The sequence below is a fragment of the Methylovulum psychrotolerans genome, assembly GCF_002209385.1.
GTDB lineage: Bacteria > Pseudomonadota > Gammaproteobacteria > Methylococcales > Methylomonadaceae > Methylovulum > Methylovulum psychrotolerans.
In genome coordinates, this window is the sequence record NZ_CP022129.1 from 462,395 (window position 1) to 488,748 (window position 26,354).

26 protein-coding genes are annotated in these 26,354 nt (G+C 52.1%); 12 read left to right on the plus strand and 14 right to left on the minus strand.

The features are described from left to right. Position 1: 1 nt before the first annotated feature. The 9 genes from CEK71_RS01865 to pqqA all read right to left on the minus strand — a co-directional run bounded on the left by CEK71_RS01865 (position 2) and on the right by pqqA (position 6,965). The gene (locus CEK71_RS01865) at positions 2–478 is read right to left on the minus strand and encodes an arsenate reductase ArsC (protein ID WP_088617795.1); all 477 of its coding nucleotides are present in this window, start codon (positions 476–478) and stop codon (positions 2–4) included. Positions 479–542: 64 nt separating this feature from the next. Then, positions 543–944: a metalloregulator ArsR/SmtB family transcription factor gene (locus CEK71_RS01870; RefSeq protein WP_232463739.1), complete on the minus strand. Its 402-nt coding sequence runs from the start codon at positions 942–944 to the stop codon at positions 543–545. Between the two features lie 64 nt (positions 945–1,008). Continuing rightward, positions 1,009–1,410, minus strand: a complete 402-nt coding sequence (locus CEK71_RS01875) for a hypothetical protein (RefSeq protein ID WP_088617797.1) — start codon at positions 1,408–1,410, stop codon at positions 1,009–1,011. A gap of 211 nt (positions 1,411–1,621) precedes the next feature. After that, positions 1,622–2,353, minus strand: a complete 732-nt coding sequence (pqqC, locus tag CEK71_RS01880; RefSeq protein ID WP_088617798.1) for a pyrroloquinoline-quinone synthase PqqC — start codon at positions 2,351–2,353, stop codon at positions 1,622–1,624. Positions 2,354–2,392: 39 nt separating this feature from the next. After that, entirely contained in the window at positions 2,393–3,334 is a 942-nt protein-coding gene (locus CEK71_RS01885) for a hypothetical protein (protein ID WP_088617799.1), read from the minus strand. 13 nt (positions 3,335–3,347) lie between these two features. Further along, positions 3,348–4,511 carry an AAA family ATPase gene (locus CEK71_RS01890; protein WP_088617800.1) on the minus strand — a complete coding sequence of 388 codons (1,164 nt, stop codon included), beginning with the start codon at positions 4,509–4,511 and terminating at the stop codon, positions 3,348–3,350. 472 nt (positions 4,512–4,983) lie between these two features. After that, a complete protein-coding gene (locus CEK71_RS01895) occupies positions 4,984–5,541 on the minus strand; it encodes a Uma2 family endonuclease (RefSeq protein ID WP_088617801.1) in 558 nt (185 codons plus the stop codon). An 11-nt stretch (positions 5,542–5,552) separates the two neighbouring features. Continuing rightward, a complete protein-coding gene (pqqB, locus tag CEK71_RS01900; protein WP_088617802.1) occupies positions 5,553–6,464 on the minus strand; it encodes a pyrroloquinoline quinone biosynthesis protein PqqB in 912 nt (303 codons plus the stop codon). 426 nt (positions 6,465–6,890) lie between these two features. Further along, positions 6,891–6,965 carry a pyrroloquinoline quinone precursor peptide PqqA gene (gene pqqA / locus CEK71_RS24060; RefSeq protein WP_083930472.1) on the minus strand — a complete coding sequence of 25 codons (75 nt, stop codon included), beginning with the start codon at positions 6,963–6,965 and terminating at the stop codon, positions 6,891–6,893. A gap of 294 nt (positions 6,966–7,259) precedes the next feature. Between pqqA and CEK71_RS01910 the strand changes: the two genes are divergently transcribed. Continuing rightward, positions 7,260–7,466 carry a hypothetical protein gene (locus CEK71_RS01910; RefSeq protein ID WP_088617803.1) on the plus strand — a complete coding sequence of 69 codons (207 nt, stop codon included), beginning with the start codon at positions 7,260–7,262 and terminating at the stop codon, positions 7,464–7,466. 34 nt (positions 7,467–7,500) lie between these two features. Here the strand turns inward: CEK71_RS01910 and CEK71_RS01915 are convergent, their stop codons facing one another. Continuing rightward, positions 7,501–8,253: a HesA/MoeB/ThiF family protein gene (locus CEK71_RS01915; protein ID WP_088617804.1), complete on the minus strand. Its 753-nt coding sequence runs from the start codon at positions 8,251–8,253 to the stop codon at positions 7,501–7,503. 137 nt (positions 8,254–8,390) lie between these two features. Here CEK71_RS01915 and groES point away from each other — a divergent pair, with 137 nt between their 5' ends. After that, positions 8,391–8,678 (plus strand): co-chaperone GroES, encoded by a 288-nt coding sequence (gene groES / locus CEK71_RS01920; protein ID WP_088617805.1) that lies wholly within the window; start codon positions 8,391–8,393, stop codon positions 8,676–8,678. 56 nt (positions 8,679–8,734) lie between these two features. Next, positions 8,735–10,387: a chaperonin GroEL gene (groL, locus tag CEK71_RS01925; RefSeq protein WP_088617806.1), complete on the plus strand. Its 1,653-nt coding sequence runs from the start codon at positions 8,735–8,737 to the stop codon at positions 10,385–10,387. Positions 10,388–10,498: 111 nt separating this feature from the next. On the opposite strand, the gene CEK71_RS01930 is transcribed toward groL, so the two are convergent. Both CEK71_RS01930 and CEK71_RS01935 read right to left on the minus strand, forming a co-directional pair. Beyond that, positions 10,499–11,266, minus strand: coding sequence for a hypothetical protein (locus CEK71_RS01930; protein WP_088617807.1), 768 nt, complete (start codon positions 11,264–11,266; stop codon positions 10,499–10,501). 135 nt (positions 11,267–11,401) lie between these two features. Beyond that, complete coding sequence (locus CEK71_RS01935; RefSeq protein ID WP_088617808.1) at positions 11,402–12,913, minus strand: YifB family Mg chelatase-like AAA ATPase; 1,512 nt, start codon at positions 12,911–12,913, stop codon at positions 11,402–11,404. A 345-nt stretch (positions 12,914–13,258) separates the two neighbouring features. Here CEK71_RS01935 and CEK71_RS01940 point away from each other — a divergent pair, with 345 nt between their 5' ends. The 8 genes from CEK71_RS01940 to CEK71_RS01980 all read left to right on the plus strand — a co-directional run bounded on the left by CEK71_RS01940 (position 13,259) and on the right by CEK71_RS01980 (position 23,212). Next, the gene (locus CEK71_RS01940) at positions 13,259–14,194 is read left to right on the plus strand and encodes a glycosyltransferase family 2 protein (RefSeq protein WP_088617809.1); all 936 of its coding nucleotides are present in this window, start codon (positions 13,259–13,261) and stop codon (positions 14,192–14,194) included. After that, positions 14,184–14,843, plus strand: a complete 660-nt coding sequence (locus tag CEK71_RS01945) for a GNAT family N-acetyltransferase (RefSeq protein ID WP_198328425.1) — start codon at positions 14,184–14,186, stop codon at positions 14,841–14,843. Before CEK71_RS01940 ends, CEK71_RS01945 begins: the two co-directional genes overlap by 11 nt. A gap of 289 nt (positions 14,844–15,132) precedes the next feature. After that, the gene (locus CEK71_RS01950; protein WP_157678921.1) at positions 15,133–16,080 is read left to right on the plus strand and encodes a lysylphosphatidylglycerol synthase transmembrane domain-containing protein; all 948 of its coding nucleotides are present in this window, start codon (positions 15,133–15,135) and stop codon (positions 16,078–16,080) included. Positions 16,081–16,159: 79 nt separating this feature from the next. Beyond that, a complete protein-coding gene (locus CEK71_RS01955) occupies positions 16,160–16,690 on the plus strand; it encodes an acyltransferase (RefSeq protein WP_198328427.1) in 531 nt (176 codons plus the stop codon). 43 nt (positions 16,691–16,733) lie between these two features. After that, complete coding sequence (locus CEK71_RS01960) at positions 16,734–17,960, plus strand: DegT/DnrJ/EryC1/StrS family aminotransferase (protein ID WP_088617811.1); 1,227 nt, start codon at positions 16,734–16,736, stop codon at positions 17,958–17,960. Between the two features lie 132 nt (positions 17,961–18,092). Then, complete coding sequence (locus CEK71_RS01965) at positions 18,093–19,667, plus strand: GMC oxidoreductase (RefSeq protein ID WP_088617812.1); 1,575 nt, start codon at positions 18,093–18,095, stop codon at positions 19,665–19,667. Between the two features lie 325 nt (positions 19,668–19,992). Beyond that, a complete protein-coding gene (gene rffA, locus CEK71_RS01975; protein ID WP_088617814.1) occupies positions 19,993–21,123 on the plus strand; it encodes a dTDP-4-amino-4,6-dideoxygalactose transaminase in 1,131 nt (376 codons plus the stop codon). A gap of 10 nt (positions 21,124–21,133) precedes the next feature. Further along, positions 21,134–23,212, plus strand: a complete 2,079-nt coding sequence (locus CEK71_RS01980) for a hypothetical protein (protein ID WP_157678923.1) — start codon at positions 21,134–21,136, stop codon at positions 23,210–23,212. Between the two features lie 442 nt (positions 23,213–23,654). Here CEK71_RS01980 and CEK71_RS01990 read toward each other — a convergent pair whose 3' ends face one another. Together CEK71_RS01990 and CEK71_RS01995 are read right to left on the minus strand one after the other, a co-directional pair. Beyond that, the gene (locus tag CEK71_RS01990) at positions 23,655–24,242 is read right to left on the minus strand and encodes a tetratricopeptide repeat protein (RefSeq protein WP_157678925.1); all 588 of its coding nucleotides are present in this window, start codon (positions 24,240–24,242) and stop codon (positions 23,655–23,657) included. Continuing rightward, a complete protein-coding gene (locus tag CEK71_RS01995) occupies positions 24,239–24,985 on the minus strand; it encodes a HEAT repeat domain-containing protein (RefSeq protein ID WP_198328430.1) in 747 nt (248 codons plus the stop codon). The genes CEK71_RS01990 and CEK71_RS01995 overlap by 4 nt, the downstream gene beginning before the upstream one ends. A 421-nt stretch (positions 24,986–25,406) precedes the next feature. On the opposite strand from CEK71_RS01995, the gene CEK71_RS02000 reads away from it, so the two are divergent. Next, a complete protein-coding gene (locus CEK71_RS02000) occupies positions 25,407–26,345 on the plus strand; it encodes a Gfo/Idh/MocA family protein (RefSeq protein ID WP_088617819.1) in 939 nt (312 codons plus the stop codon). The last annotated feature ends 9 nt before the right edge of the window (positions 26,346–26,354 follow it).

The following is a 26,354-nucleotide window of genomic DNA, read 5'->3' on the forward strand; positions in this document are numbered from 1 at the left end:
CTTAACTGCTCTGGCCGATGCGGTTGATGTGGGCGCTCAGTTCGCTGCCGCTTAAGGTTTCTAACGGTAAAGCGAGCAGGGCGGTGATGCGTTTTTCTAATGCGTCGTAAGTGGCTTGGAACGCGGCGTTAATTTCTGCGTTGGTACCGCTGACATGGGCAGGGTCAGGCAGACCCCAATGGCCGCGCGTGGTGCTGTTGAGGTATATGGGGCAGACTTCGCCAGCGGCTTGGTCGCAGACGGTAATGGCGATGTCGATGCCCGTGTCGGCAAATTCATCCCACGATTGGCTGCGGTAGCCGTCAGTGGGCAAGCCGTTCCGCGCCAGGATCGCTAAGGCGTGGTCGTTGACTTTGCCGACCGGGCGGCTGCCTGCGGAAAAGGCCTGTAAGCGGCCTTTGCCCAGATGGTTGATTAAGGCTTCGCCTAGGACGCTGCGGCAAGAGTTGCCGGTGCATAAGATTAAGACGCTGAGCATAGTGGTGGTTCCTATAATATGTGGATATTCGAATTTTCATATATTATAGGGGCGAAAAAACCGCTTAGCAACAGCGGAGCGGTTCAGGGCGGTTGGCCATGGTGTGTAAACGTTGGCGGTCTTGTTGCGGCATCGGCTGTTGCGCGGCCTGTTGAATGGCGATGTCAAGGATTTGCCGCGCCCAAAGCGGCAGTGAGGGGTTGATTTGGTAATATACCCATTGGCCTTCGCGGCTGTCCAGCAAGATGGCGCTTTGCCGTAACAAGGCCAGATGGCGGGAGATTTTCGGTTGGAGCATGTCCAAGGCTTCGGTCAACTCGCAGACGCATAGCCTGCCTTGTTGGTGCAGCAGGATGAGGCAGCGCAGACGGGTGTCGTCGCCAAGGCATTTGAAGAATAAGGTCGGGGTCAGCATGGGCAGTAAAAAAGTCTTAATTATAAGGCCATAAAAGGCTAGTGGTTTCACTGGGCGAACACTCCGCCGCTTTGCATAAGGACGCAAAACGGGGGTGCTGTGCTGTAGACTGGGCTTATTTGGCGATTTTAATCAGCCAGCCGGTTTGGTCGTCGCAACCTAAAACGGCTTTGGCATAGACATTCACCCTGACAAATTGGCCGTTAAATTGGGCGGGCAATTTCGCCGTGATCTTATGGAAGGTGGAGTTGCTCTCCAACTTAAAGGGTGCGGGTTCGCCTTTGACCATCAGCTTAATGGTTTCGGGGTTCGCCCAGCCCGATATTTTTATGATAAATTCTGATTCGGGCGACACTTCGATATTATCGGCGGCGGTATAGGGGGTCAGGTTAAAATCGGTGAAACGCGGTTTTTTGCAGACGATTTCTTTTTCTTCGGGACTATAGGCGTTGGCGGTGGCGCAGGCTAACAGCGTCACCAGCAAAAGGCCGGACTTAAGCATTGTTGTTATTGTCATTGTAAACTCCTCAGTCGAATGTTGGGGTGGTTTGCCGTAGCATCACACCACCCCGCACTTTAATGAGTTTTGCGGGCAAATTCAACTAAATCCCTAGTGAATTGTTGGGGATTGTTTGGCGGCGGCGGCTGGATGGGGTTTTCTTGCCGAAAACGGTGGGTTGGGCTTGCTTTAGGAGGGCGGGCAAGATACCCACCCTCCGTGTGTCCGGCTATTTTTCGATGTTGAAATAGGGCGGCATATTATGGAAGTAGGCCATGTACATGGCATCGGCCATTGTCCACAGTACATCGAGCTTGAATTTTAAAATCTCCACCATGCGGTCTTGCTGTTCGCGGGTTTTGTACCAGTCTAGGGTGATCGCCAGGCCATGTTCGACATCGCGGCGGGCTTCGGTCAGGCGTTTGCGGAAGTAGCTGTAGCCTTCCAATTCGACCCAAGGGTAATGCTCAGGCCAGTTGTCCAGGCGTTGTTGGTGAATTTTTGGCGCGAACAGTTCGGTTAAGGACGAACTGGCGGCTTCGTGCCATTCGGCGCGGCGGGCGAAGTTGACGTACGCATCGACGGCAAAGCGCACACCAGGCAAGACGTATTTTAACGAAGTGATGTCTTCGCGGCTTAAGCCGACGGCGATGCCCAGTTGTATCCAAGCTTCAATGCCGCCGGGGTCGCCGGGGTGGCCGTCGTGGTCGAGGATGCGCTGTATCCACAAGGCGCGGGTTTCGCGGTCGGGGCAGTTGGCGAGGATGTTGGCATCTTTTAGCGGGATGCACACTTGGTAGTAAAAACGGTTGGCAACCCAGCCTTGCAGTTGCTCTTTGGTGAGTTTGCCCTCGTTCATCAGCGTGTGGTACGGGTGATGGATGTGGTAATACTTTTCCATGCCGCGCAGGGCGGCTTCGAATTCTTCGCGGGTCCAGGCTTGATTGTCTGCACAACTCATGGTCGTCTCCTTGGGGTGGTGTTTATTGTTATTGGGTGGCTAGGGGGTTTGTGCTAGCCGATGGAAAAATTGGGGTAGATGGTGGTCGCTGTCGCGGCTTTGTTTGGCGTAGAAGTCTTTGGCTATTTTAAGGCACAATTCGTCACGGTAGTTTTTATTAATGTCTGCTTTTGCCGATGTTTCGGTGCCGTTAGGAGATTTTATGCCATTCCACACAGGTTTTGCCTTAGCCAGCGTCAATAAAATATAGGCTAAAGCATCTTTATCCGTTTCTGTGGCTTGATGGTTTTGCCAGTTTTGTTGGAATGCTTCGATAGACAGGCTGTTGCCGAGCGGATGGTGGTTGATCCGGGTTTTGGCGTGGGTGAAATTTTCGTGGACATCCTGATGCTTGCCCATGTCGTTAAGCATGGTTTGATAAATATCGGGTAAATTTATGCTGTGATGCTGGCTTAAGAGGTTTTGCAGCTCAGGGATTAAGAAATAAGCTTCTTTATGTAACAGCCCCGTTACCCAAATGCGATGGTTTTGGCTATTGTTCACCTTGCCTTGTTGGTATAGGTCATTATAAATGTCCCATAGCTTTTTGAACGGGTAATCGCTTTTAGGGATTTTTTTGTTGGCTAAGTCAATGTCAATGAAGGCAAAGAGTTTGTTAACGTTTAAGTAAGATTCGTTAGGTTGGCTGGCTTGATGTTTATCGGCTAAATAGCTATAAGCGTTCAGGACGTTGTCTTGGGTGCCACAGACATAAAAGCTAGGCTCAGGCCGTCTGGTGGTGCGCCACCAATCGGGGATGGCCTGATAATAAAAGGCGCTGTCTTGGGTGGTTTGGGCAAAGGCTTTAATGCGGGCGGCGTTGGCGGTGGGTTTAAATGGGGTGGTGTCGCCTTCGCACAGCACTATCACACGGTTACGGATGGCGGGGTCTTTGATGATTTCATCACAATGGGCTTCCAATTCAGCACGCGAAAAACTCATCCTTTAGCTCCGTTTAAAGTTGCTGTTCTGGCTCAAAAGGCAGTTTGGGATAAATTTCTTTGACATGCGCTGGAGTGACACCACGGCATAGCTCATAAGAATGGGTTGCCAAAATGTATTGGTTGCTTGGTCCCCAGGCCAGTAAATCATCGACGATATGGCGTTGCCAGTCGGGGTGGAAGGCGTTTTCTATTTCGTCCATTAATATTATGGCATCTTGGATTTCGTAATATTGGAATAAGATAAATATGGTTAGTCTTTTAAGCTCGCCGTGGCTTAAGTCTTCTGGGTAAATTTCTTCGCCGGAGGGCAGCTTAAAGCCCATGCTTTGGATTGAGTCTTTGGTGTGACGTTTTTGGTCGATAGTTAAAGGGGTGATTTTTTTGCCATCAATAAATAAATTGTTTATAGACTTTTCCAATTGTTCGGAATGAGTGCCATAAACGCCTGTTTTTAGTCTTTCGTTATAGTCTTTATCCCTAGCTAAGCGAAAAATTTCTGTTAATACATCAATAAAGTCATAGGTAAAAAAATTAGGGAAGCTGTCTTTTAAACGTTTTAATGTTTGGTTATGGTTTTTTTCGCCGTCTGACATGTATGGCAAACGCCTTTCTTCTTGGGTTGCAAAGATGTAACTCTGGTTCGATGGTGATATTAAAAAAATGTATTTTTTAATATCACTAAGTAATGTATGGAAGGCTTCGTGGTCTAGTTGCTGGGTGTTCGATTCGTTGTCGGCCAATACTTTAAAGCGAGTTTTATCGTTTTCTTTGTAGGAAAAATAAGGATAAAAGTTTCCTTCTTGTATTTCCCTAAGATAGGTTTGGTGGTATCCACTAGTTGTACTGTCAAAGTCACCGTAAAAGTAATATAGCGTTAATTCTTTGTCTTTATGTGATAAGGTGATTGTTGCTAAGCTTCTTAGCTCTTCTGCTTTAATTGATTTGTCTATAAGGTCAAGTAATAAGTTTTTGAAATGGGAATCGGTTAAGTAAGAGGCAGAAGAAAGGGATGGCTCAATATTCAACAACACAAAAATCAACTGCAAAAGCGTACTCTTCCCTCCGCCATTCAAGCTCCCCAATGGAAACACTTGCGGGTAAAAGTCCGGTTCAAAGGTGATATCGACATTTTTTAATGCCCTGAACTCAGGGATTTGTACGCGCACTAGCCGCATGGTTTATTCCTCTTACGCATTAATGCTTGTGACTGGGATGGTCTGGGGGTTGCAGGTTAATCCGTTCGTGGTGAGCCTGTCCCACAGGGACTTCCGTTGGTCGTCGAACCATGGGCGGATTAACCGTCCACCCTTCGACAAGCTCAGGGCGAACGGTTAATCCTCGACTGTCCATTGAAACTACGGCTTTCAATATGGACAGGGTTTAATAAGCATAACAAGAATCAAAATACCCGTCATTCCGGCAGATTGCCGGAATCCAGATGCCAAGGATGGCATCTTTTCCAATTTTTAGCGTTTAAAAATAGTCTGCTGCCTATTTTCTGGCGTAATTGTAACCGTTCACATCCTGTGAACTGGATTCGCTTACGCGGTCTAACGGCTCCGGTAATCCCTGCCGGAATGACGGGTGGATTTGTAGTTGCCTTATTTTTTGGCAATAAAATTCCCCAAAAAAACCTCATAAATGCTTTTAAAATACCACATCTTCATAAATATCCGCTAAACGCAACGCGGCGTGGTAATCGCCGCAAGTGATATTTAGGGTTTGTTTTTCTGTCAGTAGGCTGTGTTGCCACGCGCCTGTTTCGTCGCGCCAGAAATACTGGGCCGCCTTTTGCTGCGAATCGGCCAGCAGGTAGTAGTGTAGGCTGGGGATTTGCGCGTAGACTCGCCATTTTTCGTGGCGGTCGATGCGGGCGGTGCTTTGGGATTGCACTTCGGCGATGAAGCCAGGGTGTTCTTTGTAAAACTCGGCTTGATCGGCTTTGTTGCAGACCAGCATTACGTCCGGGTAGTAATAAAACTTCCCTTCTTCAAGGCGGCATTTCATGTCGCTGACAAATACCCCGCAACCACCGCCCCGCGCAGCAATGCGCAAGACGATGGCAATGTTTAGCGCGATACAGTTATGCTTTTCCCCCGCTCCGGCCATGGCGTAGCAATCGCCGTCAATATATTCATGTTTGCGTCCGTTTTCCGCTTCCCAGAGCAAATAATCCTGTTCAGTGATGTGTACTAACGCGCCCATGTCAGTTACTCCTATAAGTCGATTTCCAGGCCATCATAAGCCACTTCGATGCCGTGTTCCGCTAATATCTTACGCTCTTGCGAATCATCGTCCAAAATTGGGTTGGTGTTGTTGATATGTATCAATATTTTGCGTTTTTCGCCGATGCTGTCCAGCACTTCGATCATGCCGCCTTCGCCGGATTGCGGTAAGTGGCCGATTTCCCGCGCCCGTTTTTGGCTGATGCCTTGGGTGACCATTTCGTCGTTTGTCCAGAATGTGCCGTCAACCATGACGCAATCGGCGTTCTGCATGGCGGTTAGGACGTGCGGCTCGATTTCGCCCAGGCCGGGGGAGTAGAAGACTTTTTTGCCTGTGGAGATTTGCTCGATAATTACGCCGATGTTGTCGCCGTCGTGTGGGTCGTAGCGGTGCGGTGAGTAGGGCGGGGCTTTGCTTTTGAGGGCTTGGGTGTAAAAGCGCAAGTCGTCGATGCCGGGGATGGTGAAGCTACTGCCGTCTACGGGGACGGGGTGGTGGTTGACGGTGCAGTAATGCGCGAGCATGTTGAACAGGGGGAAGCCGCTGGTGAGGTCTTGTCTGACCATTTCGGTGCAGTAGACGTTTAAGGGCTTGCCTTCGCGCAGCATCAACATACCTGTGGTGTGGTCGATTTGGCTGTCGATCAGCATGATGGCTTTGATGCCCGTATCGCGGATGCCTTCTTTGGGCTGGATGGCGGGAAAGGCTTCCAGTTGGGCGCGGATGTCCGGCGAGGTGTTGAAGAGCAGCCAGTTGCGGTTGTCGGTGCTGACGGCAATGGAAGATTGGGTGCGGGCACTGCCGTTCATTTGGTTATGGCGCAGGCGGTGGCAGTTGTGGCAGTTGCAGTTCCATTGTGGGAAGCCGCCGCCAGCGGCGGAACCTAAGACTCTTATTTTCATGGTGTTTGGGTTTGGGTAAGGTTGAAGGGTAGGAGGTGGTAGTGATTAACGTAGGTTCCTGAGGGCGTTGGGGGCTTAGTAAGTGGGTGCGCCATCTTTTAACATTCGTGAATTCAACCCCACCCCAGCCCTCCCCTTCGCAGGGGAGGGAGCGAATGGCTTCCCCATCATACAGTGAAAGTCAGGGGAAAAAGCCCCTCCCCCTGGCAAGGGGAGCCCTTCGGCTTCGCTCAGGAGGGAGGGGGGTGTAGATATAACAAAATATAGGCACACCTACCTAGTGTAAGCAATGCTATCCACGATTCTCCGTGCATCCGGCATTGCGGGTAAGCTTATACAAACGGTTTATGCGTAGGATTCCGCCCCAAAAATCAGGCAAAAAAAAGGGGTTCGTGCGAACCCCTCCCTTTAACCGTTCGTTAAAAATTAACGGTTGTAGATGTACATGGTGACTTCAAAACCGAAACGCAGGTCGGTAAAGCTTGGTGTTTCCCATTTCATAATCATAACCTCCAAATAGTTTTATAGGTGTGTGCTAGCTTGATCAAGTAAGCCAATCCGAAGTATACGATGAACCCTTTTTTTTCGCAAGATGTGCTAGGGCTTTGGGCAAATATTTCGCATTTGCGTGTGCTTGCCAAGTTGTGGGGGCAGATAAATCAACTGCTCCGGGCGGTGTGTCGGGCAAGCTAAAACCATCCTGCCCGGCGGGTATTTTTTTGCCGCCAAAATAAGTGTATTATCCTGATTCACCTAAAAATAATAATAGAAATTGGTTTACTATGAGGAGTAGCTATGGGTACTGTCACAGAGTTGTTTGTTATCATGTTTATTGTTGCCGGGGCGGCGTTTGTGCCGTTGGGGTACTTCATTTATAAGTATACCCAAAGCAACGGTCAGCCATTTGGCGACACCGCGCCGCATGGCGATAGCCCGTCGGTCATTAATGACCTGGCGGAAAATGCCATCCGCTTTGTCCAAAGCCGCTTAGCGAAAAAATAGCGGTGTTTTGAGTGGGGGCTTGCCCGTCAAGCCCTCATGTCCCGACGCTCCCACAGCTGGGGCAGGCGGGGTTTTTCTTTAGGCGTAGGGTGTTGATTTCCATACTTAAGCCGTCTATCAATAATAATTTTCCTGTTAAGGGCGTACCGATGCCCATAATCAGTTTCAAGGTCTCTAAGGCTTGGATGCTGCCGATAATGCCGGTAATCGGCGCGATAACGCCATTGGTGGCGCAATTGACCAATTCTTCCCCGTCGCTCTGGTACAGGCAGTTATAGCACGGGCTGTCATTATGGCCGGGCGTGAACACCGCCACTTGCCCCTCAAAACGGATCGCCGCACCCGATACCAAGGGCGTTTGGTGCGTCACACAGGCTTTGTTAATGGCAAAACGGGTGGCGAAATTGTCGCTGCAATCGACCACCACATCGGCGGTTTTTACTTCTGCATCAAGCAGTTCGCCTGCCAAACGCTGTTTGACTGCGCGTACTTGCACATCAGGATTTAATTTATTCAGGGTTTGTTGGCTTGAAATCGTTTTATCCATCCCTATATCAGGGGTGTGATGGGCGATTTGCCGTTGCAGGTTGGATAAATCCACCACGTCATCGTCATAAATGGTCAGCGAGCCGACCCCGGCCGCCGCCAGGTACATGGCGACCGGCGAGCCTAAGCCCCCGGCACCAATGATCAATACTTGGGCGGCGAGCAGGCGTTGCTGTCCGGCGACGTCGATTTGCGGCAGCAGGATTTGGCGGCTATAGCGTAACAGTTGGTTGTCGTTCATAAGTCTGAGGTCTAGGTAGGTAAGCGTAAGATAATGCCAAAGAACTTGACACACTGCAAAAGCTCATTATCATTAGCACTCATAACCATAGAGTGCTAACAACTTTTCAACCTTTAATTTAATCTTAGGAGATATAAATGAATATACGTCCGTTACACGACAGAGTCATTGTCAAACGTGTTGAAGAAGAAACCAAAACGGCTAGCGGCATTGTATTGCCAGGCTCAGCGGCTGAAAAGCCAAGCCAAGGCGTGATTTTGGCAGTAGGCACAGGCAAACCTTTGGACAACGGCACTGTCCGCGCTTTAGACGTAAAAGTCGGCGACAAAGTATTGTTCGGCAAATATGCCGGCAACGAAGTGAAAGTTGACGGTGAAGAAGTCATCGTAATGCGTGAAGAAGACATTATGGGCGTGTTAGGTTAAGCCCCGACCCCCGTAGACCCCACAATCACACACACAACGAATTTAGGATAAAAAAAATGGCAGCAAAAGACGTATTATTTGGCGATGACGCGCGTGTCCGTATGGCGCGTGGCGTAAACATTTTAGCAAACGCAGTGAAAGTCACTTTGGGCCCTAAAGGCCGCAACGCGATCTTAGACAAAAGCTTTGGCGCACCCACTATCACGAAAGACGGTGTATCGGTTGCTAAAGAAATCGAATTGAAAGACAAATTCGAAAACATGGGCGCACAAATGGTTAAGGAAGTTTCTTCTAAGACTTCTGATGTGGCTGGCGACGGCACCACCACTGCAACCGTATTGGCACAATCTATCGTCAACGAAGGCCTGAAAGCCGTTGCCGCTGGCATGAACCCAATGGACCTGAAACGCGGTATTGACTTGGCGGTGACTAAAGTCGTTGCTGCTGTCCAAGCGTCTTCTACCCCTTGCACCGACAACAAAGCCATTGCCCAAGTCGGCACCATCTCTGCCAACTCTGACGCATCTGTCGGCGACATTATTGCCGAAGCGATGGAAAAAGTCGGTAAAGAAGGCGTAATCACTGTTGAAGAAGGTTCAGGTTTGGACAATTCTTTGGACGTGGTTGAAGGTATGCAGTTTGACCGTGGCTATTTGTCACCTTACTTCATCAACAAACAAGAAAATATGAGCGTCGAGTTAGACGATCCTATGATCTTGATCTACGACAAAAAAATCTCCAACATCCGCGAAATGTTGCCGATTCTGGAAGGCGTTGCCAAATCTGGCCGTCCTTTATTGATTGTTGCTGAAGACGTTGAAGGCGAAGCCCTGGCGACTTTGGTGGTTAACACCATGCGCGGCATTTTGAAAGTTTGCGCCGTTAAAGCCCCAGGCTTCGGCGACCGCCGTAAAGCCATGTTGGAAGACATCGCCGTTCTGACTGGCGGTACGGTCATTTCTGAAGAAGTCGGTTTGAGCTTGGAAAAAGCCGAACTTGACCAATTGGGTACTGCGAAGAAAATCCAAATCAGCAAAGAAAACACCACTATCATTGATGGTGCCGGTTCAGAAGAGCAAATCAAAGCCCGTGTTGCGCAAATCCGCGCCCAAGCTGACGATGCCACTTCTGACTACGACAAAGAAAAACTGCAAGAACGTCTGGCCAAATTGGCTGGCGGTGTTGCTGTGATTAAAGTCGGTGCCGCCACTGAAATCGAAATGAAAGAAAAGAAAGCCCGCGTTGAAGACGCGCTGCATTCAACCCGCGCTGCGGTTGAAGAAGGCGTAGTCGCTGGCGGCGGTACTGCCTTGGTGCGTGCATTGTCGGCTCTGGAAGGTTTGGAAGGTGCAAACCATGACCAAACGGTTGGCATCAACATCCTGCGCCGTGCGATGGAAGAGCCACTGCGCCAAATCGTCGCCAATGCCGGTGACGAGCCTTCTGTTGTCTTCAACGAAGTCAAGAAAGGTTCTGGCAGCTTCGGCTACAACGCCGCGACTGGCGTGTACGGCGACATGATCGAAATGGGTATCTTAGACCCTGCGAAAGTGACCCGCACCGCGCTGCAAAACGCCGCGTCTATCGCTGGCCTGATGCTGACCACCGAAGTCATGATTGCTGATGCGCCTAGCGACGAAAAAGGTGCAGGCGGTATGCCAGATATGGGCGGTATGGGCGGCATGGGCGGCATGGGCGGTATGATGTAAGCCTAGCTGTCTTAGGGTCTGTGGTTTAGGCCCTTTGCTTGCTTGAACAATAAAAAGCCCCGCTTGCAAAAATGCAAGCGGGGCTTTTTTATGCCTTAAAAATCAAAGCTTTTAAAAATGTGCGGTCAAGCCAAAGATCAATTGGTGGTTGACGGTTTCGGTGCTGATGTTGCCGCCGCCAGTTAGGCTATCATCAACGCTGACGTAGCTTAATTTATATTCGGCGAAGGCGGAGAGGTGGCTGATGATGTCGTAGTTGATACCCATCATGCCGTTGACGACTGGGCCTGCACCCCATTGGTATTCATAAGTCCACACATCTTTGATAAGCGCTTCGACATGCGGAACGCTGAAACCGGCTCCTAAGCCTGTGTACAACTGCATACGGCCTAACAGGGTGTTGTCGCGTTGGCCGCTCGGAAACCAGCGGTATTGGCCGTTGAAGGTCAGGGTGTTGACACCGTGCGACATGTTAAAGTCTTGGATGCTGTTGCTGATCGGTTCGACCCCGTGGACGGCAGAGCCGTCGGCGCGGGTGCCGTCGACTTGGGCGTTGTTGTCGTAGTTCAGGTAGTTTTTGATGTGGCTAAAGTCAATCGACACACCCCAGTTAGGTGCGCTGTCGAACCAGTAACCTAAACGCGCCCCGTAGAAAATGGGCTCTTCAAAAGAGCGGTCATCCCAACTGACATCGCTAAAGGTTAGGTTGGTTTTGCCTTGGGTCAACGTCAAATCGCCATTGTCGATGAACGATTGTCCGGCGTATAAGGAAAGGTCGATTTCGGCATTTGCTAGCGGAGCCAGTAAGAGTCCGGTTATGAGGGTGAGCAGTTTTGTTCGGAAGGACGTGCCGCTAGCAATTGCTGTGTGTTGCTTCATATTGATAGGTTTCCTGTACGGGTTTAAGACAAGCTCAAAAAAGAGTGGCGTTAGGGTTTTTGAGCGGGTAAAAAATGCTTACCTTACCATTTTTGTGCTATTTGTGGCAAAGGATTGCTGTATAAATGCACAATTCTAACGGCTTCGGTCGAGCTTTCGGTAGCTGATGGCTTCGCTGAGATGGGCGATGCCGATTTGTGGCGATCCAGCCAAATCGGCGATGGTACGCGCCAGTTTAAGGATGCGGTGGTAGGCGCGGTTAGATAGGCCAAATTTGTCCATCGCTTGCTCTAAGAGCAGGTGTCCGGCTTCCGGCAAGCCGCACACGGCGTTGACTTCTTTGGCGCTCAGTGCTGAGTTGGCTTTGCCGCTACGCGCTACCGCCAGCGTCCTCGCTTTGACGACCCGCGCCCGGATGGTGGCGCTGCTCTCTTCGCCCTGTGCCGAGCCTTTGCGTAAGATTTCGTGCGGGACTCTGGGCACTTCCAGGTGCATGTCGATACGGTCTAATAGGGGGCCGGAGATTTTGCCGCGATAGCGGGCGACCTGTTCCGAGGTGCAGTGGCAACGCCCGGAAGCATCGCCTAAGTATCCGCAAGGGCAGGGGTTCATGGCGGCGATCAGTTGGAAACGTGCCGGAAAGTCGGCTTGGCGGTTGGCGCGGGAAATGGTGATATGGCCAGTTTCTAGCGGTTCGCGTAGCACTTCCAGAACTTTACGGTCAAATTCCGGCAGTTCGTCGAGAAATAAAGTGCCGTTATGCGCGAGGGAGATTTCTCCGGGTTTCGGGTTGCTGCCACCGCCTACCAAAGCCGCCGCCGAGGCGCTGTGGTGCGGGGCGCGGAACGGTGATTTTAGCCACTGCCGGACATCAAAACCCTGTTCACTGATGGAGGCGAGGGCGGCGGTTTCTTGGGCTTGGGTTTCGGTCAACGGCGGCAAAATGGTGGGTAGGCGGGCGGCGATCATGGATTTGCCGGTTCCGGGTGGCCCTAGCATCAGTAGGTTATGCGCCCCGGCGGCGGCAATTTCAAAAGCGCGTTTGACGTGGTACTGGCCGTGGACATCGGCAAAATCCAGTTCGGTGGCGGTTTCGGCATTGGGGTCGGGCTGGTGGCCTAGTAGGGGGATGGGGGTTTGGCCGTTTAAATGCGCACAGATTTCCAGCAAATGCCCGACCGGGATAATTTCTATGCCAGTGACTAGGGCGGCTTCGGCGGTGTTGGCAATAGGCAGGATGAGTTTGCGGCCTTGGTTACGCGCTTGGATGGCGATGGGCAAAACGCCGCTGATAGGCCGTAATTCGCCGCTTAAGGACAATTCCCCGACGCATTCATAGTCGGCTAGGTGGCGGCCGGAAATCTGTTGGGAGGCGGCCAGAATGCCTAAGGCGATGGCCAAGTCAAAACGCCCGCCTTCTTTGGGCAAATCGGCGGGGCCTAAGTTGATGGTAATGCGCTGCATAGGAAAGTCAAATTGCGAGGTCAGTAACGCCCCGCGCACCCGATCCTTGCTTTCCTTTACCGCCGTTTCGGGTAGGCCGACGATGGACATGGCGGGTAAGCCATTGGATACATGCACTTCAACGGTGACTAAGGGCGCGTCAATACCGGAGCGGCCCCGGCTGTAAACAGTGGCTAAAGACATAAGGAGGGCTGTAAGACTAATAGGATTAATGCGATAGGGTGATTATAGAACCACTTGGGTGCTAACCAAAATAATATAACCCTCACCCAACCTCCGCGTTCCCTGAGCGAAGCCGAAGGGAACGGGGCTGGGGCTGCTCTTCCTATAGACGGTTTAACGAAAGTTGAAAAATAAATGAACGCTTGTTTAGGCCATCGTGCAATGGCTGAAGACCATTGCACTCCATTTCGGGCAGAGCGGCCTATCCGGCGGGGTGCACTTTGTTTTTTCCAGTTTGCCACTGCCTGTTATTTAGATGATAATCTTGCACATTTGCCGCCGCTTAGCCAGCTTCTTTAAATAGTCATGCCGCATATTTCCGTTGTCATTCCCGTCTATAAGGCCGAAGCCTGCCTGCATGAGCTGTATCGGCGGCTGGTGGCCGCGCTTGAGCCGATTAGCGGTGATTTTGAGCTGATTTTGGTTGAAGATTGTGGCGGCGATAGGTCTTGGACGATAATTAACGACTTGGCGGCCAGCGACCCGCGCGTCAAGGGGCTGCAATTTAGCCGCAATTTCGGCCAGCATTACGGCATTACGGCGGGGCTGGACTATGCCGGGGGCGATTGGGTGGTGATTATGGATTGTGATTTGCAAGACCGCCCCGAAGAAATCCCCCGGCTGTACGCCCATGCCCAAACGGGTTATGACATTGTGTTGGCGCGGCGCGGCCAGCGCCGTGACCCGTTGTTTAAGCGCTGCGCCTCCCGGCTGTTTTACGCCCTGTTCAATTATCTTGCCGATATGAATTACGATGCCGAAACCAACAATTTTCGGATTATGTCCAAAAAAGTGGTGCAAAGTTTCCGGCTGATGCGCGAGCAGCTGCGGTTTTTCGGCGGGCTGGTCGATTGGCTGGGCTATCGGGTCGGTACGGTGGATGTCCAACATGCCGAACGTTTTGCCGGACAATCCACTTATACGTTCCGAAAGTTGTTTAAGCTGGCGCAGGAGACCATCATTGCCTATTCGGACAAGCCCTTGCGCTTGACCATCCGCTTTGGCTTTATGATCGCCTTGTTTGCCTTTTGCTATGGTTTGTACATTATTTACCAATGGTTGGCGCATGGCTCGCCGATTATGGGCTGGAGCAGCCTGATCGTGTCGATTTACTTTTTGGGCGGCATTATCATTTCCATCTTGGGGGTATTAGGGATTTATCTGGGCAAGACCTTTGACGAAACCAAAAAACGTCCGCTGTATATCATCAGTAACGCCACGTTTGCCGACCGTGAGCCGTAAGCCTACGCCTTGGGATGCGGCGGTTTTTGCCGTGCCAACCTTTGAGCTGGCCGATGCGGGTGAGCAGACATTACAAATGGCCGTTACCCAGTCTGGTCACTATACGGTTAAGGTTGATCCTTTAGCCTGTAAAAAAGCCCTGCACGATTATGGCTTTTATTATTGCGACACGCTAATCGAGCCTTATTGCCCGAAAGCCCGGTTTAAGGCGTTTGCCCATGCCGAGGTCAGCATCTCTAAGGCGGTGACGTTTGCGCAGGTGCAGCCCATTTGCCACGGGGCGTTTGCCCACGGGCGTTTCCAGCGTGACTTCAACCTAGACCGCGTTAAGGCGGATCTGCGCTATGATAATTGGTTGGCGGCTTTGCTCGCTGAGGATAAGGTCTATGGGGTGTTTTTTCGCGGCGACTTGGCGGGCTTTATCGCTGTGGACGGCAATGTCTTCGTCTTACACGCGCTGTCGGCAGCCTATCGCGGCCAGGGCTTAAGCAAATATTTCTGGACTGCCGTTTGTCAGGCCTGTTTTGCGGATTTGGAGGTGCTTAAAAGCTCCATTTCCGCCACCAATATCCCCGCCCTTAATTTGTATGCGTCCTTGGGGTTTCAGTTTAGCCATCCGGTGGATGTGTATCATCGGTTAACGCCATAAACGGATAAGGAACGTGCATGAAATTAAGTAGGCGCTCTGCATCTCTGCGTGCCCAGCCCTCTCGGCAACCGCTCCTTGCGTTGCTCTACCTCCTTTACACCCCTGAGGGTGTGCATCCGTGCAGTCGCCCTTGGCACGGGAGGGAGCTTATGGCTTCCCCGTCGTACAGGCGAAAATCAGGGGAAAAATGCTCCTCCCCCTGGCAAGGGGGAGGCTGGGAGGAGGTTGCTGTACTTTCGCCTGTACAACAGATTTTATTTCATGCACGTTCCTAAGCGAATCCCATAGCATGAAAATTCCGGTCTTGCGCGTCTTAGCTAAGCTAGTGCCGATGCTGCTCTTAGGGGGCTGTGGGTGGTATCTGTACCGTTATTTCCAATGGCCTGCCATTATCGCCTTGCTGGGCAAGACTGAGGTTATGTGGTTGCTGATGGGTACGCTAGGAGGGTGTACGGCTGTGACGGTGTTGCGGGCGTGGCGGTGGTGGCTGATGATCAGGACGGTCAACCCACAAGTGGGGTTTGGGGATGTGTATCTGATTACTGGCATTGTCGTGAATCTGGCCGTGGTGACTCCCGGCCAATTGGGCGAAACGCTTAAGATTGAATTGTTAAAACGCCGCATAACGTTAGACAGGACGACGGGGATCGGGTCGTTTTTTATCGAACGGGTCATCGATATGGTGATGGTCGCCAGTTTTGGGATGATTGGTTGGCTTGGTCAGGATTTGTCCCGCTTAGGTTTTGCTTCGCGCCCGGTGGTCTATATGCTGGGTGGGATAATAGGCGTTGGCATAGTGGCCTTAGTGCTGTTGCTGTGCTGGCCCGGCCAAAGCAAACTAGGGGTGTTCGTCCGGCGTTTGCTGGAGGCGGGCAATCAGCCCACGTTGTGGTTGAAGATTATCCCCATCAGTTGGCTAACGTGGTCGTGTATCGCCCTGGGTTGGAAGCTTAGCCTGTTGAGTGTGGCTATTGATTTGTCGGTGCCGCAGACTCTATGGCTGATGTCGGTAACCGCATTGGCGCAAGTCTTTAGCCTTATCCCCGGCGGCTTGGGGGTCAGTGAGGTGGTAGTCGCTAAGCTGTTGCAGGCGATGGGTTATGATGCTGCCCAAGCCGAGGCCGGGGCACTGATACTGCGTTGTTTTAGTGTGGTGATGATAGGCTTTGGGTTAGTGCATGGGCTGGTTTGGCAGCGGTTATATGGGTGGGTGTCGGTACGCCGGCAGGCGGTGTGACGCGTACACACTTGGGAATCCAGGCGGTTATTCCTGTTTTTTGTCCCCGTTTTGGCGGGCTAGCCGATAAGTTAATAGTGTGAGTCCATTCAAGCAAGAGCTGTTTAAAAGTTACGCCTATTGTATACATCTAGTGACGCTGGTCATGGACGTGTTGCCGGCTTTTTTACGCGCGGTACTGTTCCGCCTGCTGTTAAAAAAACTCGGTAAAGGTGGGTTTATCGATTACGGCACTTATATCCGTTATCCTTTCAAGGTGTCTATCGGCGATAAGGTGTGGATTAACAGAAGCTGCGCTTTCTACCCAGGGTATCTTAAAGAGGCCGAGATTATTATCGGCAATCATGTCTCTATTGGTCCTGAAACCAGTATCTTTGCAGCGGCGCACGATTACCACCGGCTCGACTTGCCCGACATTGGAAAAACGGTCAGGATTGGCGATCATGTCTGGATAGGCGGCAAATGCACTATCTTGCCGGGGGTGGAGATAGGCGAGGGCGCGGTGGTCGGTGGCGGCTCGGTGGTGACTAAAAATGTCGCGCCTTATACGGTGGTGGCGGGTAATCCCGCCAAACTAATTAATAACAGGGAACTGCACCCCACTTCCTGAAAAGGTACGCGGTGCGCCCAATAACGGATATGAGGTAAGGCCTATGAATTTAGCAATCCCACGCGGTATTATTTATCATTCGGTGCTGGATGATTTGAAATGGCTGGTCACATCACTGGTTGCCAAGTTGGACGATCAGCCTGTGGTGGCGGCGTTCGAGACCCGTTTTGCGCAGTTGCTGGGCAGAAAGCACTGTGTGGCTTTCCCTTTTGCCAGAACGGCGATTTACTATGCCTTAAAGCGCCAGCATTTTCCGCATGGCAGTGAAATTATCATGCCGCCGATTTCCATCAAGGGCATTTTAGATGTGGTATTGGCTTTGGGGTTGGTGCCGGTGTTTGTCGATATTGACAAGGATACGCTGTGTTTTGATGAGCAGTTGTTGGAAAAAGCCCTTAACGCGAATACCCGTGCCGTTATCATCACTTATCTGTTTGGTATGGTGCCAGATGTGGAGAAGCTGGTGGCGGTGTGCCGTAGACGCGGGGTGTTTGTTATTGAGGATTTTTCCCAATGTCTGAACGGCCAGTTTGCCGACCGTAAAATCGGCAGCTTTGGCGAGGTTGGGGTTTATAGCGCGTCTTCCATCAAAACCCTGGACACTTATGGCGGAGGCCTATTGGTCTGTGATGATGAGGCTCTGGCCGAAGCCTTGAGGGCTGACCAAGCGCAGTTAGCGCCGCCCGTCAGAACCCAGTTGTGGCAAAAAATTGTCACCGACTTGATCCGTAATGTCGCCACCACGCGGCTGGTATTCCATTTTGGCGTTTTTCCACTGCTGGGGCTGTTGGCTAAATTAAAACCCAATAGTGTACTAAAGCATACAGGCGACCGGGATAAAGCCATGATAGACGAATTGCCGGGCGAGTGGTTTTGTGCTTACACGGCATTACAGGCGCGGGTGGGCTTGGAAGGGCTAGTCAGCTTGGAGGCGTTAGACCAAGAACGCTTACACAATGTTGCCGAGATTAAAGCCGCTGCCCCTGCGGTCGATTTTCCGCGCGGTAGCACGGGCGGCGTGCCTATCTATTGGCAATTATTGGCTTATTTTGCTGACCCGGCGGCAACCCAGCAACGCTGGCATGGCAAAAAAATCGACACGGCGACCACCAGCCTATTAAAAATATCCGATTTGCCCGCTTATCCTTACCACGGCGACACCCCTAATGCCGATAAGCTCTATAGCAACAGTTTGTTTATACCCTGTTTTCCTGGCCTAAATGCCGCTGATCGGCAGCGGATTATTCAGGTGCTGAATGATGTGGGTTAATGGTAAGCGGCTAGTAGGAGCGCGGGCATCTTGCCCGCCCCTTTTGCGGGCAAGATGCCCGCGCTCCCAGGGAGATAAGCTTTTGCCTGCGTTAATTTATATCTGTTACTTAGTGGCAGTAGGGGCTTAGCTATGAGGGTAGCCGTTATCGGTTCGGGGTTGGCGGCGGTGGCGACGTTGAATGCCTTGGTTACGCGGGGCTTAAAGCCGATAGTGTTGGATTATGGCGAATGTTTAGATACAGGCAGGCAACAGCTTGTAGATACGTTGTCCGCCTTGCCGCCCCAGCAATGGGCGGCGGCTGGGCGCGACGCGCTGTGCCATAACCCGACTTTGGCTAATAAACAGGCCGTGCCGACTAAGCTGGCGTTCGGTTCGGATTATTTTTATGGCCGTCCGCAGCCGTTGGCTCCGCTGCTTAGGGAAGCCGATATGCCGCCGCTCAGTTATGCTTATGGTGGCCTAAGTGTCGGCTGGGGCGGTTCGGCCTTGCCCGCCGATGCCTGTGATATGGCCGATTGGCCGCTGGCCGCTAGGCAATTGCACGGCTATTACGCGCAAATTCTGGCGCGTTTGCCTTATTCGGCCTGTGCCGACAGCTTAAGCCTGAACTTTCCTTTGCACAAAACGGGCAGCGATGCGGTGCGCCTGTCGGCGGGCAACCGTCTGTTGTTGGCAAAAATGGCCGCTAGCGGCTTGGCGGCTAAAGACCGGGTGGTGTTCGGCCAAGCCCGTCTGCTGCTCCAGCTTGCCGATACGCCAGCAGCCAATGCTTGCCAATACTGCGGGTGCTGCATGAGCGGCTGCGTTTATGGTGCTATTTATAAAGCCAGCCAAGACATCGACCGCTTGCGGGCGGCGCAGCACATTGAATATGTTGGCGGGGTGTTGGTGCAGGAACTGGCCGAAGCGGCAGGTCAGGTCAGGGTATCGCTGGTGCGGGCGGGCGGGGAGCCGGAAGTGTTGACATTCGACCGGGTGTTTGTCGCTGCCGGGGCGGTGGGCAGCACCCGCCTTGTCTTGCAGTCTAAACGGCTGTATGGGCAAGCGGTGCGCTTAAAGTCTACAGGAGGCTTTGTCATGCCGCTGTTCAGCGTCCAGAAAATGCCCAGTGCGTGGCCGCACGAAAATACCCTGCCGGGAGTGTTTTTGGAATTTAAGGTCCAGGGCCTGTCGGAGCATTGGGTGCATACCCAACTGTCCACGCCGAATGAGATGGTGTTGGCAAAGCTGGGGCTTGCCAAGGAAACCCAAGGGGCTTGGCAGTCCCTTAAGCGGCGGTTGTCGGCGCATTTGCTGGTCGCCCATTGCAATTTGCATTCGGATCATTGCAATGGCTACAGCCTTCAGCTTGAACAGGCTGTTAACGGCCCTGCGACATTGGTCGCCACGCCGCAGCACTTGACCGAATCTCGCCACGCGCTGAAAAAAACCGCCCAAGCGTTATTTGCGTTGGGGCGGCATTGGGGCTGTTACGCGCTATTGCCGTTCTCGCAAGCCTCGGCCTCGTTCCATGTCGGCGGCAGCTTGCCTATGTGCGCTACCCCTGTCTTAGAGACTGATACCGATAGCGATGGCCGTCCTAAGGGTTGGCAACGTATCCATATTGTCGATAGCAGTATTTTTCCTTCGCTTCCGGGCACGACAATTGGCCTGCTGGCTATGGCGAATGCCGCCCGTATTGCTAGTGAAGTGGAGTTAAGTTAGTTCTGTGTTTATCTCGCTGATCAAATTGTGCATAAAACCTACGCTGAATAATATTACAGACGCTGGTTCCCAAGCTCCGGCTTGGGAACCCAGCTTTCCGAAGCTCTCGCTTCGGGAATTCTGGACGTTAACGTTTCCTGGTGCTGTTCGGGTAGGCTCTGCAAGCGGTTTTGGCGTAGCTGTTGACCTTTTTTGGAATTCTCGAAGCTAGAGCTTCGCGTAGGCTGGTTCCCAAGCCGGAGCTTGGGAACCAGCGCCAAAACTTGAACATCGAGTAACATAAGCCCTATCGCCCCATCCTGATTATAAACAGACCAAGTAAGCTATGCGTATCCCTTTTAATAAACCTTATATGACGGGCAAGGAGTTGCATTATATTGCCGAAGCCCATGCTAATGGCCATCTTGCGGGTGAGGGCAGTTTTACTAAGCAGTGCCATGCGTGGTTGGAAGCCCGCACGGGGGCGCATAAAGCGTTGCTGACCCACTCGTGTACCGCCGCTTTGGAAATGGCCGCTATGCTGATCGGTATCGAACCGGGTGACGAGGTGATTATGCCCGCTTATACCTTTGTTTCCACCGCCAATGCCTTTGTGTTGCGGGGTGGGGTGCCGGTGTTTGTCGATATTCGCGCCGATACGTTGAACATTGACGAGACGAAAATTGCCGCCGCGATTACGCCGCGTACTAAGGCCATTGTCCCGGTGCATTATGCCGGGGTGGCTTGCGAAATGGACACGATTATGGCGATAGCCCGCCGCCATCGGCTTTGGGTGGTTGAGGATGCCGCACAGGCGGTCATGTCCACTTATAAGGGGCGGGCGTTGGGTAGTATCGGCGATCTGGGGGCGTATTCGTTTCATGAGACCAAAAACATCATTTCTGGAGAGGGCGGGGCGTTGTTGGTCAACCATCCCGACTTGGTGGCGCGGGCGGAAATTATCCGCGAAAAAGGCACCAACCGTAGCCAATTTTTCCGGGGGCAAGTGGATAAGTATACTTGGGTGGATATTGGCTCGTCGTATTTGCCGGGGGAGATTATCGCCGCGTTTTTATGGGCGCAGATTGGCGAGGCCGATGCCATTACCCGCCGCCGCACAGCCCTGTGGGACACTTACCACCAAGGCTTGGCAGGGCTGGCCGAGGCGGGGCTGATAGAGCGTCCGCGCATTCCTGAAGCGTGCGGGTATAACGCCCATTTGTATTATATCTTGCTGCCTGATGTCGAACGGCGGAGCGCGTTAATAGAAGCCCTGAAACAGCATGACATTTATGCGGTGTTCCATTATATCCCCCTGCATACCGCACCCGCTGGCCTGTGTTATGGCCGTGCCGACCATGCCTTACCCATAACCGATAACATTGCCGGACGTTTGCTGCGCTTGCCGCTGTGGTTGGGGCTTGAGGCTCATCAGGCTGCGGTGATCGGGCGGATTATTGACGCTTTGGCGGGGTAGGGGGATGGCTATGCAGGCTTTAAGTGCCCAAGGCCTCGTCAAGGGTTTGCGCCGGCCACCGTTGGTGGCGGCAGTGCTGTTCGTGTTGTCCGCTGGGGTTTGGCAGGCGCAGGCCAGCGGCGGGGTGGGTTGGGCGACGCTCGGTGCTTTAGGTTGGTATGCCTGCTTGTGCTTGGCTTACGGAACCGCCGTTTTGCCGACCAGCTCGTATCTGGTCAGTAAGGGCGGGGTGGCGTTGCAGTTGCTCGGCGGCTATTTTGTCTTTAATACCTTGTTGTTGGTCTTGGCGGTCGTGTCGCCCTTGGGGATGATGGCTAACCTGATGTTGCTGACGGTTGTCGCCCTGTTATGGGTGGCTTACCGCGTCCAGTATCGGCCTTTTCTGGATGGGTATCAGGATAATCTGCCCAGTTTGTTGGCGATTGCGGTCAGTGGTGCGGCGGCGGGGTTATGGTGTGCCGATTTCCGTTTTCCGGTGCTGGAAGACGGGCAGGCGGCGGTGTTCCGCACTTGGCAGGATATGTTTTTTCATGCCAGAGAAATTAGCGCCTTCATCCAGTATCATGGCTTGGCGAGCTTTTCTGATGTCAGAATGGCCGGGTTGCCCGCGCCGTTTTACCATTATGGCAGTTATCTTTCTGCGGCGGCGCTGGCTTTGCTGTCGGGGGCGGGCGCGGTCGAGGTGTATGCGGGGTTTCAGCTACCTTTAGGGATTTTCCTCAGCGGCTTGGCGGCGTTTGTCCTGGTGGCGTATTTTTGGGGGGCTTGGCCCGCGCTGGCGGCGACGGTGGCGATTGTCTTGCTGCCGGATGCCTACCAACAAGGCTTTGCCAATAGATACCTGAGCTACCATTTTCTTACCCAGGTCAATCTGGGTATGTTATACGGCATCGCCTGCATGGCCTTGGCTTGGCTGTGTATTTTCGACGGCTGTCGGCGCGGCTTGTACTGGCCGATAGTCGCGGGCTGTGTATTGACCGTGGTCTGCCTGTTTTATAAAGCACATTTTTTCGTTGCCAATGCCTTGCTGATTGGGCTATATCCCTGTGTGTTTTTTACCCGCCTCGGTGGGCTTTTGCGGCTGCTGATCGGTTTGGGGTTTATCGGCGGCTTTGTCGGCGTTATCGCTTGGTCGCAACAGTTGACCTCTGTACCCGTGTTGCGCTTGGATGGCAGTGGCGCGACGGGGTATTTGCTGTTGCTGCTGGACGCGTTTGACCCTGGCGCGTTAAAAAACTTTTTCCATAGCGTGTTAGTCGAGGAACACCATAGCAAGCCGATTAACGCCCTGTATGCCACCGCCTTATTGTCGCTGTCTACCTTTGGTTTGTGGGGCGCGGCTTTTGTCGGGGTTTGGGTGGTGCTGTGGCGGCGGCGGCCGCTGGCTATTGCGGTGTTTCCGGTGCTTATTATCGGCAATTATCTGTTAATGTCCATTGGCTTGGCGGCGGATGCGCATAATAGCGTCAGCCCTTACGAATTATTGAACCGTCCGCTGGGGTGGGCGTATTTTGTTGTGGTCGCGTGGACGGCGGGCGGGGGCTATTATTGGCTGTGGGGTGCTGGCCTGCCGCCCCGCAAGTTAACGCGTATCGGCTTGGCTGGGGCAGTTTGTGCCAGTCTGGCCGCGCCTTGGTTATTGGCCGCGAATTTCCAGACCTTTCCGGCCTTGCGCGGTTATGCAAAGTATGAGGATTTTAATGCCGTGCCTGCGTGTCTGGTCAAGGCCGCGCGGTTTGTCCGGGATAATAGCCGCCCCGACGAGCTGATCCAAGCGTCAGACTTTGACCCCCGCTATGCAGTCACCGCCTTAGCCGAGCGGCAAAGTTTTGTCAGTAAGAGCATGTTCGGCTGGCAAGAAGCCGCCCTGCAAGAGCGGGTTAAGGAAGTGGAAGCGTTCAGCCGTTTGGCCGATACCGAAGCGGTGCAAACCTACGCGCTGAGCAACGGCTTGGCCTGGTACATCCTGCAACCGACAACAACCGTGGCATGGCCTGCGGCATTACTGGAGCAGGCGGTGTTTAGTTGCGGGGGGTATCGGGTTTATTATTTTGGCGCTTTGTGGGTTTCGGGGTCGGTGTATCGTTGAGGCTATAGGGTTTCAAGGTCTCTTTGCCGTTAATACATAGAGTGCCCATAAATCTATCCGTCATTTTTAGCGGTTGCTCTGGAAATGAGTTAGGGAAGCTTAGTGCTATGGTTCCGGCATTTGGATAGATTTCGCTTCAAGGGTAAGCGTATCCCCAGACTGAAGTTCTATCTCTACACGGTAATTGCCATTATCCCGTTGAACTGGCCCAAAGACCCTGTTCACCGAGTTGCTCGGCCCCCATTCCTCATATTTAGGGACAGCCAAATTGACCAGCCCTGTAGCCGTCAATTCTACCTGATTGGATTTGTTGGTAGTAAAGGTCATTGTGACCCTACCTTCTCCACTTTTTGTCCATGCAACTAAAATTGCCCACAGAATCCAGTCGTGCATAAATTTTAATCTCTACGGGTAAGGTAAAAGGACGCGCATAGTTTGCCCTTTACGTTGGCATTTGTAATTCGTTAACGTCATCATTCAAGGACAGTGCCGCGTTAACGTCCTCTAAAACGGTTTGTGCGTGGGTATAATCGGGTGTTATGGCAAGCGCTTGTTCAAGGCTTTTCTGTGCGGCGGCTAATTGCCCCAATGTCCGTTGGTTCAGGGCTAAATTTAACAGGACTTCATCGGTATCGCCTTCGCAGTGCAAAGCGTCTGCTAATACGCCGATGGCCGCTGCAAATTGTTCTTGTTCCGCTAGGGCGGCAGCGAGATAAACGCGCGGCACGGTGGATGGGTCATGGGAACAGGCATCCCGGAACGCGTGTTCCGCCTCAGGGAACCTGCCCATCTCAAACAGTGTTTGGCCTTTGAAAAGCGTCACCAACCACCTTTTATTTTCTGGAATGGGTAAGGTCGCCAAGTGTGCATAGTGTTGCAACGCCTCATTTTTTCGCCCAACTTGGCGAAGCGCGTCAGCGTATTCAAAAAGCTCGATAGATTTGGGCGAAACGCTTTTGCGGTGTTCAAAACGGGCGATTGTTTCGGCGGGGCCGGGTTCGCGCTGATTAGTTTTTGATAAATCTGTCATAATTTTTCTGCCTCGTGTGTTGCAGGTTTTGCGTTGCCTTTTGCATGAGCCAATTCTTCCAGACATCGGGTCAGGGTTGATTTTACGGCGATGGTGGGTTCTTTTGCCAGCCGTTTTGCCAGTATTTCCGAAATGCCATTCAGATTATAGTCAAAAGCCAGTTCGGTCAGGATGTTGGTGGTGGCGCATCTTACCCGATAGTTTTTGCTGTTAAGCTGTTTTATGATGGTAGCTAAGTGGGCTGTTTCGCCAAGCCTGTATAGTGCGGTTAATAACCTGACTCTGGCTGCATGTCTTTTTTCGCAGGCCAAGGCTTGTTTGAGCGGCAGGATACTGGTTTTATCGCCTATTACCCCTAAGGCTTCTGCGGCATATCCCCTAACCAATTCGTCGCTATCGGTAAGTTTTGCCGTTAATGGGGCTATGGCGTTTAGGGCTTTTAATCGCCCTAGGCTTTCGGCGGCGTTTATTCTGACCAGATCGTTTTCATCATCCAGCGCGGCGATTAAGGGGAGGATCGCGCTTGGGCTATTAAATTGCCCTAAGGTTTCGGCGGTTATATATCTAACTTGGTAGTGCGGGTCTGTTAATAACGGCAAAAGTTTGTCAATATCGTGTTCGTCGCCAATGTCGCCAAACACTTCCGCTGCCGCTGATCTGACCACATAATGTTTATCGGCAAAGGCTTGTAAAAGTAAGGGGCGTACGGTTTTATAGGGTTGTTCTTGCAAATTTTCGACCAAAAGGAGCCTTTCAAGAGTCTTTGCCGGAAGGTCTTTTTTTCCGCTTTGATGAGGTTGGGCTGTAGGTGGCATATTTTGCGGTTAAGCTCTTTGAATAGGGTGGAATAAAAGTAGTGCCAGCATCACGCGAAAGCAGAACGATTCGGCGCAATATGCCAAGGCTATTTGCCCCATGATGAAGGATATAAAAAAATAGACAGTATTGTCATGACAAAAAACTACAGTCCAGCGTTAGCAAACCTTTACCATGATTTTTTGCTTGGCGGCGGTCGGTTGGGGCGGTTGTTATGCTTTGCCCAATCATCGAAAGGTTTCTGAATATTTTCCGATAGCTTACAATACACCCTATATCCTTCTTACTTATTGTGCCGATTCACTGCTTTGCCAAGCAGAGTGATGGTACAGACTTTCTGGCTTTATGATGAAAAAATTGCGATGCGCCGTTATCGGCACAGGTTATCTGGGTAAATTCCATGCCGAAAAATATGCCGCCTTACCCGATTGTGAGTTGGTGGCGGTGGTCGATGTCAATCCGGTGGCGGCAAGTTCGGTTGCCGATAAACATGGGGCGCAGGCTCTGACGGATTACCATTCTTTATTAGACGGCTCTATTGATGCGGTCAGTATTGTGGTGCCGACAACTTTGCACCACCGGGTCACGAAAGACTTTTTGGCGGCTGGGGTGCATGTGTTGGTGGAAAAGCCGATTACGGTGACGGTTGCCGAAGCCGACGAGTTGATCGCCCTTGCCGAAGCCAATAAAGTGGTGTTGCAGGTCGGGCATTTAGAGCGTTTTAATCCGGCGGTCTTGGGCTTGGATAAAGACGAGAAACCGTTATTTATCGAATCGCACCGTTTGGCGCCGTTCAATCCCCGCGCGAATGATGTCAGTGTGGTGCTGGATTTGATGATCCATGACATTGATATTATTTTAGCGTTGGTCGATTCGGAGGTTGAGCGCATTGATGCCAGCGGTACGGCGGTATTGACCCAAGGCACGGACATTGCCAATGCGCGGCTGTTGTTTAAGAACGGCTGTGTCGCCAATGTTACGGCCAGCCGTATCAGTATGAAGCTGGAACGCAAAATGCGCCTGTTCCGTCCGAGCTCTTACATTGCCGTCGATTTCCAAAACCGCACCCTGACTAAGCACCGTACGGGGACAAAAGAAATGTTTCCGGGCATTCCTGAGATAGAAACCGAAGAGTCGGTCTTTGAGAGCGGTGATGCGTTGCTGGCGGAAATTGCGCATTTCGTCAACTGTATCCAGACGGGCAGTACGCCTTTGGTATCTGGCGAAGCAGGACGCAGGGCTTTGGCAACGGCGATTAGGATTACGGCGCTGTTAGGGGATAAGTGAGGCGATTGT

Coding starts and splice junctions, on each gene's coding strand:
- CEK71_RS01865 (WP_088617795.1), bottom strand. CDS start 478: ATGCTCAGCGTCTTAATCTTATGCACCGGCAACTCTTGCCGCAGCGTC.
- CEK71_RS01875 (WP_088617797.1), bottom strand. CDS start 1,410: ATGACAATAACAACAATGCTTAAGTCCGGCCTTTTGCTGGTGACGCTG.
- pqqC (WP_088617798.1), bottom strand. CDS start 2,353: ATGAGTTGTGCAGACAATCAAGCCTGGACCCGCGAAGAATTCGAAGCC.
- CEK71_RS01885 (WP_088617799.1), bottom strand. CDS start 3,334: ATGAGTTTTTCGCGTGCTGAATTGGAAGCCCATTGTGATGAAATCATC.
- CEK71_RS01890 (WP_088617800.1), bottom strand. CDS start 4,511: ATGCGGCTAGTGCGCGTACAAATCCCTGAGTTCAGGGCATTAAAAAAT.
- CEK71_RS01895 (WP_088617801.1), bottom strand. CDS start 5,541: ATGGGCGCGTTAGTACACATCACTGAACAGGATTATTTGCTCTGGGAA.
- pqqB (WP_088617802.1), bottom strand. CDS start 6,464: ATGAAAATAAGAGTCTTAGGTTCCGCCGCTGGCGGCGGCTTCCCACAA.
- CEK71_RS01910 (WP_088617803.1), top strand. CDS start 7,260: ATGGGTACTGTCACAGAGTTGTTTGTTATCATGTTTATTGTTGCCGGG.
- CEK71_RS01915 (WP_088617804.1), bottom strand. CDS start 8,253: ATGAACGACAACCAACTGTTACGCTATAGCCGCCAAATCCTGCTGCCG.
- groES (WP_088617805.1), top strand. CDS start 8,391: ATGAATATACGTCCGTTACACGACAGAGTCATTGTCAAACGTGTTGAA.
- groL (WP_088617806.1), top strand. CDS start 8,735: ATGGCAGCAAAAGACGTATTATTTGGCGATGACGCGCGTGTCCGTATG.
- CEK71_RS01930 (WP_088617807.1), bottom strand. CDS start 11,266: ATGAAGCAACACACAGCAATTGCTAGCGGCACGTCCTTCCGAACAAAA.
- CEK71_RS01935 (WP_088617808.1), bottom strand. CDS start 12,913: ATGTCTTTAGCCACTGTTTACAGCCGGGGCCGCTCCGGTATTGACGCG.
- CEK71_RS01940 (WP_088617809.1), top strand. CDS start 13,259: ATGCCGCATATTTCCGTTGTCATTCCCGTCTATAAGGCCGAAGCCTGC.
- CEK71_RS01950 (WP_157678921.1), top strand. CDS start 15,133: ATGAAAATTCCGGTCTTGCGCGTCTTAGCTAAGCTAGTGCCGATGCTG.
- CEK71_RS01960 (WP_088617811.1), top strand. CDS start 16,734: ATGAATTTAGCAATCCCACGCGGTATTATTTATCATTCGGTGCTGGAT.
- CEK71_RS01965 (WP_088617812.1), top strand. CDS start 18,093: ATGAGGGTAGCCGTTATCGGTTCGGGGTTGGCGGCGGTGGCGACGTTG.
- rffA (WP_088617814.1), top strand. CDS start 19,993: ATGCGTATCCCTTTTAATAAACCTTATATGACGGGCAAGGAGTTGCAT.
- CEK71_RS01980 (WP_157678923.1), top strand. CDS start 21,134: ATGCAGGCTTTAAGTGCCCAAGGCCTCGTCAAGGGTTTGCGCCGGCCA.
- CEK71_RS01990 (WP_157678925.1), bottom strand. CDS start 24,242: ATGACAGATTTATCAAAAACTAATCAGCGCGAACCCGGCCCCGCCGAA.
- CEK71_RS02000 (WP_088617819.1), top strand. CDS start 25,407: ATGAAAAAATTGCGATGCGCCGTTATCGGCACAGGTTATCTGGGTAAA.